The sequence below is a fragment of the Neptuniibacter sp. genome (assembly GCF_024231755.1).
Lineage (GTDB): Bacteria > Pseudomonadota > Gammaproteobacteria > Pseudomonadales > Balneatricaceae > Neptuniibacter.
In genome coordinates, this window is record NZ_JAAEQH010000320.1 from 1 (window position 1) to 10,766 (window position 10,766).

10 protein-coding genes are annotated in these 10,766 nt (G+C 47.3%); 5 read left to right on the forward strand and 5 right to left on the reverse strand.

The genetic code is table 11. The features are described 5' to 3' along the window. Positions 1-437, reverse strand: a 437-nt coding sequence (gene rpe / locus GY843_RS18665) for a ribulose-phosphate 3-epimerase (protein ID WP_297311932.1), incomplete at its 3' end; no start/stop codon positions are given. Between the two features lie 90 nt (positions 438-527). On the opposite strand from rpe, the gene GY843_RS18670 reads away from it, so the two are divergent. Then, a complete protein-coding gene (locus GY843_RS18670) occupies positions 528-1,667 on the forward strand; it encodes a DUF3530 family protein (protein ID WP_297311934.1) in 1,140 nt (379 codons plus the stop codon). Positions 1,668-1,803: 136 nt separating this feature from the next. Here GY843_RS18670 and GY843_RS18675 read toward each other — a convergent pair whose 3' ends face one another. After that, entirely contained in the window at positions 1,804-2,496 is a 693-nt protein-coding gene (locus tag GY843_RS18675; protein ID WP_297311936.1) for a DUF1826 domain-containing protein, read from the reverse strand. 78 nt (positions 2,497-2,574) lie between these two features. Here GY843_RS18675 and GY843_RS18680 point away from each other — a divergent pair, with 78 nt between their 5' ends. Genes GY843_RS18680 through GY843_RS18690 form a run of 3 tightly spaced genes read left to right on the forward strand, consistent with a single transcriptional unit; the run spans position 2,575 to position 5,523 of the window. Next, complete coding sequence (locus tag GY843_RS18680; protein WP_297311939.1) at positions 2,575-3,873, forward strand: hypothetical protein; 1,299 nt, start codon at positions 2,575-2,577, stop codon at positions 3,871-3,873. Beyond that, complete coding sequence (locus tag GY843_RS18685) at positions 3,854-4,750, forward strand: zinc ABC transporter substrate-binding protein (protein WP_297311940.1); 897 nt, start codon at positions 3,854-3,856, stop codon at positions 4,748-4,750. The genes GY843_RS18680 and GY843_RS18685 overlap by 20 nt, the downstream gene beginning before the upstream one ends. Then, positions 4,750-5,523, forward strand: coding sequence for a metal ABC transporter permease (locus GY843_RS18690; RefSeq protein ID WP_297311941.1), 774 nt, complete (start codon positions 4,750-4,752; stop codon positions 5,521-5,523). Before GY843_RS18685 ends, GY843_RS18690 begins: the two co-directional genes overlap by 1 nt. Before the next feature lie 64 nt (positions 5,524-5,587). Here the strand turns inward: GY843_RS18690 and djlA are convergent, their stop codons facing one another. The 3 genes from djlA to GY843_RS18705 are packed head-to-tail and all read right to left on the reverse strand — an operon-like array spanning position 5,588 to position 8,137. After that, complete coding sequence (gene djlA / locus GY843_RS18695; RefSeq protein WP_297311943.1) at positions 5,588-6,412, reverse strand: co-chaperone DjlA; 825 nt, start codon at positions 6,410-6,412, stop codon at positions 5,588-5,590. Further along, on the reverse strand, positions 6,402-7,088 hold the full coding sequence (murU, locus tag GY843_RS18700; RefSeq protein ID WP_297311944.1) for an N-acetylmuramate alpha-1-phosphate uridylyltransferase MurU: 687 nt from the start codon (positions 7,086-7,088) through the stop codon (positions 6,402-6,404). Before murU ends, djlA begins: the two co-directional genes overlap by 11 nt. Continuing rightward, positions 7,085-8,137, reverse strand: a complete 1,053-nt coding sequence (locus GY843_RS18705; RefSeq protein WP_297311945.1) for a phosphotransferase — start codon at positions 8,135-8,137, stop codon at positions 7,085-7,087. The genes murU and GY843_RS18705 overlap by 4 nt, the downstream gene beginning before the upstream one ends. A gap of 398 nt (positions 8,138-8,535) precedes the next feature. Here GY843_RS18705 and GY843_RS18710 point away from each other — a divergent pair. After that, a partial coding sequence (locus GY843_RS18710; protein ID WP_297311946.1) for an LPS assembly protein LptD occupies positions 8,536-10,766 on the forward strand: 2,231 nt, incomplete at its 3' end.

A 10,766-nucleotide genomic window follows, 5' to 3' on the forward strand; every position in this document is an offset into this window, starting at 1 on the left:
CCAAAGCCCGGGTTTACAGACATCAGCAGAACCATATCCACTTTATCCAGAACATATTCCAGGTGACTCAGTGGCGTAGCTGGGTTGAATACCAAGCCTGACTTACAACCACCATCACGGATCATCTGCAAAGAGCGATCAATATGTTCAGAACCTTCCGGATGGAAAGTAATGTAGCTAGCACCCGCCTCAATAAAATCACCGATAATACGATCAACCGGCTTAACCATCAGATGCACGTCAATCGGCGCTTCGATACCATGTTTACGCAGTGCACTGCACACCATCGGTCCGATAGTGAGATTAGGCACGTAATGATTGTCCATCACGTCAAAATGTACATAGTCCGCACCGGCGGCAAGTACATTTTCCACCTCTTCCCCCAAACGGGCGAAGTCTGCTGAAAGTATTGAAGGAGCAATCTTAAAATCTGACATGGCTATTTGTCCGGAATAATAATAGTTTGGCGCTATTTTACCGGAGCAGACGGCTTGCTGTCAGCCAGCTTCTTACCCATAATCGTGGTTATGAATCGCAATCCAATTTTCCTGCTTCTCATATGTCTACTCAGTTTCAGCTCCGTTTCAGCTGAAGAGAATGAGGCAACCGATACGGCAGCTGCTGAAGCGGCAGCCAGCGGCGCACAACCGTCAGAACCTCCACCACCCCGCACTGAGCCAGATGTTGATAAAAACATTATTAACAACCTTATCTCTCGCATAACACCGGAAACTGAAATTCTTCAACTGGATACCGGTAAAGAGGGAGAAAAGCTGATCGGTTTCTATCGCATTGAAGGCAGCGGCTTCAAGCAAGGCGGTATCATTATGTTTCCAGACCAGAAAACCCATCTGGACTGGCCTGAAGATATGAATTACCTGCGAGAAGGGTTAGCAGAATATGGTTGGCATACCCTGGCGATCTATCTACCTCAAGAGAAAGAGGCACCTATCCCCAAACGCACCTTGCCGGTAATGCAAGCGATTACCCCGTCTGCGCCAACTGATAGTGAAACTTCTGACTCTGAAGAAACTGAAGACACTGCTACGGAAGAACCCGCAATAGAATCATCCGAACCAGCCACTGCAGCCACTACAACTGAATCAGAGGCTGAACCTATGCAAGCGGAAGAAACGGCTGAGCCTGAAGAAAAGTACAAAGAGAAAATATTCCGCTTGGGGCAAACAGCAATAAAGCATCTGGAACAACAAGGATTGAAGCGTTTTGTTGTGCTAGGTATCGGTACTGGGGCTACTTGGGCTGCACAGTATGTGCAGAAACATCAGGAAACACAGGACCTGCGCTTACTTATGGTTGATGCCCGCAACCCAGAGGGCCCTAATGCACCCAATCTGATGAAGATCCTCCCGGAGATCAAAGATACCATTATGGATCTCCACCACACTGCCAGAGTACCAGTAGGACAAAACCTACAACCAGAAGCACCGGAAAGACGCCTGCGCCTGGCAAGACACAAGCGCATGAACAACTTCCATCAGAGCCGCATGCCCGCAACTCGAGATAACTGGAAAAAAGACCAGACCTGGCTGCTAAAACATGTTCGAGGAATTCTTAACACTTATGTGATTAAGGCCGAGCAGAATCAACGTTCCGTTAAACTTAACGCCCCCGTCAGCAAATCGGCAGAGGCCGCCCCTGGAGGCTAAGTCAGTTTAACCAGGCAAGGCTGAAGCTAAGAATTCATGCTGTAATCCCGGCTTGTTTATTTATAGATGAGTTACAAGCCACAGCCGGTATTACATATCCCTCAACACTTAGTTCTCAATAGATAGCCCTCAATACTCAGGCAAAATCCATAGTTACAACCACGCGTTTATCCCCCAGAGCCACTGCGGGGGATCTGTGCACGGCGCCTAAGCCTTCATTGCCGTACCAACCATCACCTTTCAGCAGAACAATATCCCCTTGATCTACCTGTTGGACATTAGCTGCAGAGGAGTATAGTCCTGATTCTTCATCGCTCAGCCCCATATTTCCGGCACCCAGTTTAGTTCGATCCAAATCGGTGTTATTAAGCCATTCTGTCCCCTGACCTATATAAGTTGTTACCAAGCGGCATCCCAACTTATCAGTATGGAAACGCGGGCACATTGCACGATCCAATACCTGTAGCCTTAACCCTACTTCATCAAGATCAAATAAACAGGCATACATCTCCAGTAAATACGCCAGATCTTCAGTAAATGCAGATCGTCCTTCTAAATCAGGGAGTTGATCTACTAGTGCCTGCTTTGAAAACTCAGGGTTTATCACTGAACGCAGATTAAAGTTTGGCTTACTCTCAACAAACTCCTGGCAATAACGGCGGACTTCAGCAGAGAGCGATCTTTGCATTACAACAAGATTAATCTGCTCTTGATAGATAGCTGTCAAAACCTCAGGGCTATGTCCCGTCACATGATTCACTGAACTATTCACTAGACCTTGATCATCCCTGACATCAACGTTTGTCTTGATTAACTCTGCTGCACCCACTCTATCCACCCGCCTTAATTGTGAAAAATAAAACACAAATGTTATGATATAACGTAAATCAAGTTTAGGGATTCAGCAATGAAAAAAAAATTAGTGCTCGCGGTATCGGCAGTACTTTATTCACAGGCCAGCATTGTTAATGCGCTTGAGGTTGGAGTGATTCTTGACGCTTATCACAAGTCAGAAACTACAGCGTTAGGCGGTCGTACTGAGGGATTCGGCTCCAGTCACAGTGAATTAAGCCTGACACAAGACATTGCTGACGTTGCTACAGCACAGGTAACTTTAGTTGGTGAATGGAATGAAGACGAAAGTGACCTGGAACTTGAAGAAGCTTTTCTTCAATCATCTGCGTTACCCGGTGGCCTCAATATCACTGCAGGTCGTTTTTTAGCAGACATTGGCTATCTTAATGCCAGCCATACCCATTCTGACAACTTTAGTGAAAGACCTTTGTTATACCGTGCTTTCCTGGGTGGCCACTATTACGATGATGGGATAGGTTTAAGCTGGCTGGCACCCACTGATCGCTACTGGCGCTTAAGTGCTGCTGTATTTACAGGTGATGAACTAGGAGAAAACTCCTCAACATCCGGTATCGGTACCTGGACTCTGTCTACTGAATTTGGTGATGATATTGGCGATAATGCAAGCTGGCAGATGGGCTTGAGCTATCTCCGTAATGACACCCAGTCATCAACAAGTTATCACGACGACGATCATGATGACGACCATGACGATGATCACGATGACGATGATCACGATGACGACCATGACGATGATCACGATGACGACCACGATGACGACCATGACGATGATCACGATGACGACCACGACGATGATCACGATGACGACCACGACGATGATCACGATGATCACGATGACGACCATGACGACGATCACGACCATGATCACGGCCATGACCACGCTGGGCATTCACATGGGGCAGATTATCAGGGCAAGAATATGTACATTGCTGACCTGGTATGGAAATGGGCACCACAAGGTAACAACCGCCAGCAGCAAGTGAAACTTGCGGCTGAGTACATCTACGTTGATGAAATCTATGGTGCAGATGTGGACCATTACGATGGCTGGTATCTATCTGCTGCTTATCAATTTGACGAGAACTGGTCGACAGGTATCCGCCATGGTCGTGTTAATCTGGCTGAAGAACACGAACATGAAGGCGAGCATGAGTGGGAATCAAGTCGCTTAAGCGAAACCAGTGTAATGATTAGCTGGCAGCCTACCCACACTCAGCGCCTACGTCTGGAGTACAGACATCAGGATGCACACAATATGGAAGGAGCTGACAATGCAATCACCCTTCACTATCAGATAGGATTTGGTGCTCATGCAGCGCATAGCTTCTAAGTTCTTTGCAATATGCTTGCTTGCGGTGGCTTCCACCGCACAAGCATTGACCATTTTCACCTGTGAGCCTGAGTGGGCAGCACTAAGCCGGGAGCTAGCGCCAGAGGCCAAGATCTTCAGCGCGACTCACGTCTATCAGGACCCTCACTATATTGAAGCTCGCCCCAGCCTGATTGCCAAACTAGCGAAAGCTGACATCGCAATTTGTAGTGGAGCAGCTCTTGAAGCAGGCTGGCTACCCGCTCTACAAAAACGCGCTGGGAATAGAATGGTTCGGGATGGCGCCGAAGGTATGCTTTACCTCTCAGAGTTCATCGAAACCATAGAAAAACATGAAGCCGAGTTTTTCAGCACCGAACATGTGCATCCGGAAGGTAATCCACACTTCCACCTTGATCCAGATCGAGTAGCCGAACTTGCACCGGTGATAAGTAAGCGCTTACAAGCGATAGACCCCGAATCCAGTCTGGATTATCAAAAGGCTCTCGAACAATGGCAGACCAAATGGAAGCTGTTGACTATAAAATGGAAGATGAAAGCTGCTCCGCTAAAAGGGAAACCCGTCGTCATCCAGCACACCAGTTTCAGTTACCTGACCCATTGGTTAGGTATGAATGCCGTTGCAGACCTTGAGCCGGAACCAGGCGTTCCACCGACAATGGCTCATGCGCAATCTTTAGTGGTGAAAACCCGGGAAAAACAACCCGTAGCCATCCTAACAAACTGGTATCAGAATGATCGGGCAGCGCAATGGCTCGCTGAAAAAACAGAAGTTAAACACCTCAACCTGCCAGCAACAGTTGACCTGAAAGGTGAAATAAGTACTCTTCAGCACTTATTTGACCACCTTCTATCAGAAATACAGGCAACTCAATAGTGCAGATACTCGAAATAGGCTTACCAGTATTGGTTGCAGGTTTACTGATACTGGCAAGCCATATCCCGCTGGGATATCAGGTTCTCAAGCGCGGTATTGTTTTTATAGATCTGGCAATAGCGCAAGTAGCGGCTTTAGGCACAGTACTCGCAGCTCAATGGTTTAGTTACGAAGATGGACAGTGGGTTCTGCAAGCAGTGGCTATTGCTTTTGCCCTACTAGGTGTTGGCTTTGTCGCTTGGATCAACCGCAGCTTTCCAAAATACAGAGAAGCATTTATCGGTCTAATTTATGTGCTGGCAGCTTCTGTTCTGGTTCTTTTAGTCGCTGGCCAACCCAAAGGCGGGCAACTACTCACAAGTACGTTGAGTGGAGATATTCTCTGGCTGGATTGGCAGGACTTGATCCTTCTCGCGCTAGTTGCAGTACTTGTGCAACTACTAACACACATCTTGCCTGAAAAACTTGAACGTTATTTCTATCTTATTTTCGCTATCACAATCACCCTTTCGGTTGTAAAAGCGGGAATCTATCTCGTGTTTGTGTGCTTGATAGCCCCAGCGCTTGCATCAATTGTGTATAACAGATCCAACCTTTGGTCCTACTTAGTTGGAGTTTTTGGTTTTGTTCTTGGTCTATCTGTCGCCTGGAACTTTGATCTGCCAGCTGCAGCCTGCATTGTTGTGAGCCTCATTTTATCCCTTCTTATGGCGCTCATACTGCAACAACAGTTCAGTAGATCAGTTGCGGTTAGTCAGAAACATTCTGACTAACCTCTTTTTTCACTCAGAGAAACCTGCCTATATATTTAGCGAAGGCAGTTTGCAGGGTCTCAACCTATTCCTTGCGAGATGTTTTTATCCGCTCGTAAGCTGCCTGAATTTCCTGCGACTTTTCCTTAGCCAATTCAATCATCTCTTCAGGTAGCCCTTTAGATACCAGCTTATCCGGGTGATGTTGACTCATCTGTCGACGATAAGCCTTTTTAACCTCAGCATCTGAAGCCGTTTCCTCAACACCCAAAATAGCGTAAGCATCTTTCAATAAAACAGCGCTATCGACACCCGCCTGACCATGCTGATAGAAATCCCGTTGTGCTTTAACCCGGGCGATAACCTCTTCAACATTATCGGCACCGAAGTCGAGCAGCTGGCATACTTCTTCAATAACCTGGAGCTCTTCTGGGCTGACTTCACCATCAGCCATAGCAGCCTGCAATTGTATCTCTACAAACATCAATTTAACGTTAGGCCGATGCCGAAGCATTATCCCCAGAGGCTTAACCAGCTTAGCCAGATCCAGATCAGGTTCTTTTCCCTGAGTAAAGTAATCAATTGCCTGCTTCTTGCGCGCCTCATCCAGACGCATCTGAATCATCACATTACGCGCAAATTGAATCTCGTTTTCGGTCACTCGACCATCTGCTTTAGCAACCCGCCCCATCACAGAGAATGTTGCCTTAAAGAATGCTTCCTGTGGGTTGAGTGCTTTTACCATACCGCGTAGGGCACGACTGATAAGAAAACCTACAACACCACCAAAAATCAGTCCCCAAAAGCCACCAGAAAACAGGCCTACGGCAGCCCCAAGAATAATGGAGGTAGAATGCTGCTTGAACGTTGCGCCGAGTTCGGCACCTTTTTCCTGGGCATCAAAGGCCATCTATTTTCTGCTCCCGAACAAGATTATCTATTTCCTGCAAACGTTGTGGCGTACCTACATCAACCCAGTAACCGGAATACAACTCTCCTGTCACTTCACCACGCTCAATCGCTTCGCGTAAAAGGGGCGCCAATGGAGCTGCTTGCTCCTGCGGCAGATCTGCAAACATATCTGCTGATAATACACTGATGCCACTGAAGGTGTAGCACTCACCCATAGTAGGATGAAGAGCACCCTCATTAAGGTAAAAGTCACCCTTAGGGTTGTGCTCAGGATTATTTACCAGAACCAGATGATTTTGCCCTGCTACACCCCTCAACTGGGAAAAAGGGAAGTTGGTAAAGATATCACCATTAACGATAATGAAGGACTCTTCGCCCGAACAGGTTAGGGCTGACAAGGCTTTACGAATTCCGCCTGCCGTTTCCAGAGGTTCCGTTTCGCGAGAATAAATAATACTGGCACCAAAACGCGAACCATCACCCAAATATGCCTCAATCTGATCTCCAAGCCAGGCGTGATTGATCACCAACTCAGTGATACCTGCTTCAACCAGACGACGGATATGATATTCGATCAAAGGAACACCATTAACCTTCAATAGAGGTTTAGGCGTATCCAGCGTTAATGGTCGCATCCGGGTTCCCAAACCCGCCGCCAGAATCATCGCTTTCATGCTTTAATCCAGCGCTGCAAAAGCTCGTCAGGAAAATATTCACTGGCATACATCGCTGGAATAACCCTCTGCTCTAGCCAAGCTGCTACAGGCTCCAGCTCATAGGTTTTACGTGCCACGGCAAGCAGGTATCCCATAGTACGAGGAATATCCCCTAGATACCCAGGCTTATCATCGCGGATATTTAGGCGGGCAAAAATACCAATCGCTTTCAGGTGACGCTGTGCGCCCATCAGATCAAACCAGCGTTGAAAGTGCTTCGCATCAGGCATCATTCTGCCATTTTCGTGCAGCTTAACCCGGAACTCCTCAACCCAACGATAAACATCTTCATCAGGCCATGCGATATAACAATCTCGTAACAGAGAAACCAGATCGTAGGTAACTGGACCTTTAACCGCATCCTGAAAATCAATAACACCTGGAGCTTTACCATCACGGTACATTAGATTTCTGGAATGGTAATCCCTGTGCACGAATACGGTAGGTTGCTCCAGAGCACAATCGATTAAATAATGGAACAGCCGATCAACCTCGAAGTGATCCGCTTCATCAAGCTCAAGTCTTAGCAACTTTTGTAAAAACCACTCACGAAAAAGCTCAACTTCACGACTCAGAAGTTCATGATCATATAGAGGTAAAGGACCGGTTTTTAGGCCTTCGCAACGCTGAATTAACAGGAGAGCATCCAACGCATCGCCATACAATGCATCAGCGCTCTCTTCATTCAAATGGGGCAAATACAGCTCATCACCGAAATCACCTAAGAGCATAAAACCAAGTTCGAGGTCGTGCTTATAGATATGCGGTACAGCAACACCCAACGCTTCCAACGCTTCAGCAACTGCTATAAACGGGCGGCTATCCTCTTTCTCAGGCGGGGCATCTACAGCTATCCAGCTTTTCCCCGCTGAGGTGGCACGAAAGTAACGTCTGAAGCTTGCATCCCCAGAAACCGGAGATAACTGCCAATCCTCTGCATCAAACTCTTTATATGCAGGTAACACCCCTTCCAACCAGGATTTTAACTCTGTAAACCGCTGATCCATCCAGCCTCCGCCCCCAGATATCTTTTCTAATAGAATCAGGCAGCTATTATGACATCGCATCAGAAAAAAGATATTCAGCCTATTTTTTCTTTAGTGGTAAATAGCCTCCCAACATTGCTATACACGGTGCATCAGCTACAGCGTCTATATAAATGACCTTTGTACTCTACACTCACACCTTAGAATGCTTTATTATTCTGCGCTTTATGCTTTTTAAAACTGATAACAGAGTTCGGCGAGATACCGGATTCCCCCGGAAGCTGCAGAACGGATTTAGTTAACAGATGCCCTTTGCTAAACGATCCACATATACTTTAAGCCTTGCCATCAGCGCCATTTTGGCCTCTGGTTATTCCCTGGCCGCACCTGATTCCAAAGATATGGCTTGGAACTGTAATATGTCCCAGAACGGTGAGTGGGACTGCGATATCAATGAAGAGGCAATAAAGAAAGCTGAAGCAGAACAGTCAATCACAGATTCAGCTCAGACTGTTGATCGCCAGACAGATAGTGAGAGTGTTGTAGTAGAACCCGCACCTAACGCGGCGGCGGCACCATTACCCTCTGTAAAAGTTGAAACAAAAAATCCAAACCGCACACCGTCAACTCAGCAAAGAGCGACTCCTTCACACCAGGAGCCTGATAGGAACATCCCGTTACAAACGGCAGAAGTTATCGGGAACGAATGGCAGTGTGGCACCACCCCTTCCGGGGATTGGGATTGCAACAAAGTAAGTGTGCACGCAACCGTTCTGCCAGGTCACCAAGCAACTCCTGGCGTCAAAGCAGCACCAGAGCAAAAGTACATCACAGAAAATCCATATGCTCACCTCGACTGGGTTTTCTATAAGAACCCCGAAGGTCTGCAATGTGAAGGGCGCTATTTGGAACCACAGTTCCCGGTGATGGGGGATGAAGACCAGACTAACCCTCCTCTACACCTGGAGGCGGACCAATCGTCTACTGTTATTGGTGGGTTAGCTCAGCTTCAAGGTGGTGTAACAATACGCCAAGGGGCACGTAGACTTCGCGCCAGCAGCGCTGACCTTGATCAGGTAACAAACAAAGCCCGCCTCGAAGGTAATGTTACTTTCCGTGAACCCGGGCTCCTGATGTTAAGCGATAGTGCTCAAGTTGATACCACAACCTCTGAAGCAATCTTTACTAACGCACAATATATACTGCATGAAGATCGGTTACGCGGCACCGCTGACCGAATTATTCGTCTGCAAGATGAGCGTTTACGTATTGAGAATGGCAACTATTCCTACTGTCCACCGTACAGCAACGCTTGGGGCTTAACCGCTGACAGTATTGTTCTGGATCAAGAGGAAGGCTTTGGTACCGCTGAAGATGCCGTACTGCGTGTTGCAGGTGTACCTGTGCTGTATACACCTTACTTCACTTTCCCAATTGATGACGCCCGTCGCTCAGGTTTCCTCTACCCAAGCTTTGGCTACAACAAAGAAACTGGGCTAGACCTGTCAGTGCCATACTATTTCAATATTGCGCCCAATATGGACGATACGCTGACGACCAGATATCTGTCTGACCGTGGCCTGATACTGGAAAACGAGTTCAGATATCTGAATCACTGGTCTGAAAACGTACTAAATACTGCCTACATGCCCGATGATGATAAAACCGGAGATGATCGCTGGTTGCTGGGTATTGGACATAAGGGACAGTTGAGTAAACACTGGCAATCAGAAGTCGAATTCACTTCTGTGAGTGATACAGAATATTTCGACGATCTAGATACAGACCTTGAAGTTAAAAGGCAGCATCATCTGGATCAACGTGCCGATCTATCCTACTCAACGGGGAACTGGCGATTGCGCGCTCGGGTCCATGACTACCAGACCATCAATACAGACAGTACCGCCCCATATAAAAAACTGCCTCAGTTAACGTTAACTGGAAACAAAGCGCTTTCTGAACAGAGCAATTTCTCTCTTCGAGCCGAATATACCCAGTTTGATCGCGACCTTTATGGCTTGAGCGGCGCTGATCGTATTATTGGTGATCGCGCTTTCCTTCTACCAAGTCTAAGCTACGAATGGCGCACACCGGGCTATTTTATTAAACCAGAGCTATCCTTGTGGAGCAGCAGTTACTCACTGGACAACCAATTATCAGGCCGTGATGAAAACCCAAGCATCACCGCCCCTATGCTGAGCATTGATAGCGGTCTTATTTTTGAGCGCAATATGGGCAACGGTGGCATCCATACACTGGAACCTCGCCTTTTCGCTTTATACGTTTCCGAAGAAGAACAGGACGATATTCCAGACTTCGATACTTCCGAACTGGATTTCAACTACAACTACCTGTTCCGCCGCAACCGTTTCAGTGGCTATGACCGCATTGGTGATACTCAACAGATCTCTCTGGGGCTTAGCAGTGCATTCTATACGGCACAAGGTGCTGAAAAGGCACGCGTGAGCATTGGTCAGGCTTATTATTTTGCTGACCGTAAAGTTACCCTTGCCAGCAACGCACCGGATGAAACATCCAAACAAAGTGACATCGCTGCTGAAGCTATCTGGCACCTGACACCAAATTTCAGAGCCAGCCTTGATGCAATTCTCGACAAGAGTGACTTCAAAAATCAGGAATCAAACCTACG

Excerpts from the sequence above, each read along its gene's own strand:
- GY843_RS18670 (WP_297311934.1), top strand. The coding sequence starts at position 528 with ATGAATCGCAATCCAATTTTCCTGCTTCTCATATGTCTACTCAGTTTC.
- GY843_RS18680 (WP_297311939.1), top strand. The coding sequence starts at position 2,575 with ATGAAAAAAAAATTAGTGCTCGCGGTATCGGCAGTACTTTATTCACAG.
- GY843_RS18685 (WP_297311940.1), top strand. The coding sequence starts at position 3,854 with ATGCAGCGCATAGCTTCTAAGTTCTTTGCAATATGCTTGCTTGCGGTG.
- djlA (WP_297311943.1), bottom strand. The coding sequence starts at position 6,412 with ATGGCCTTTGATGCCCAGGAAAAAGGTGCCGAACTCGGCGCAACGTTC.
- murU (WP_297311944.1), bottom strand. The coding sequence starts at position 7,088 with ATGAAAGCGATGATTCTGGCGGCGGGTTTGGGAACCCGGATGCGACCA.
- GY843_RS18705 (WP_297311945.1), bottom strand. The coding sequence starts at position 8,137 with ATGGATCAGCGGTTTACAGAGTTAAAATCCTGGTTGGAAGGGGTGTTA.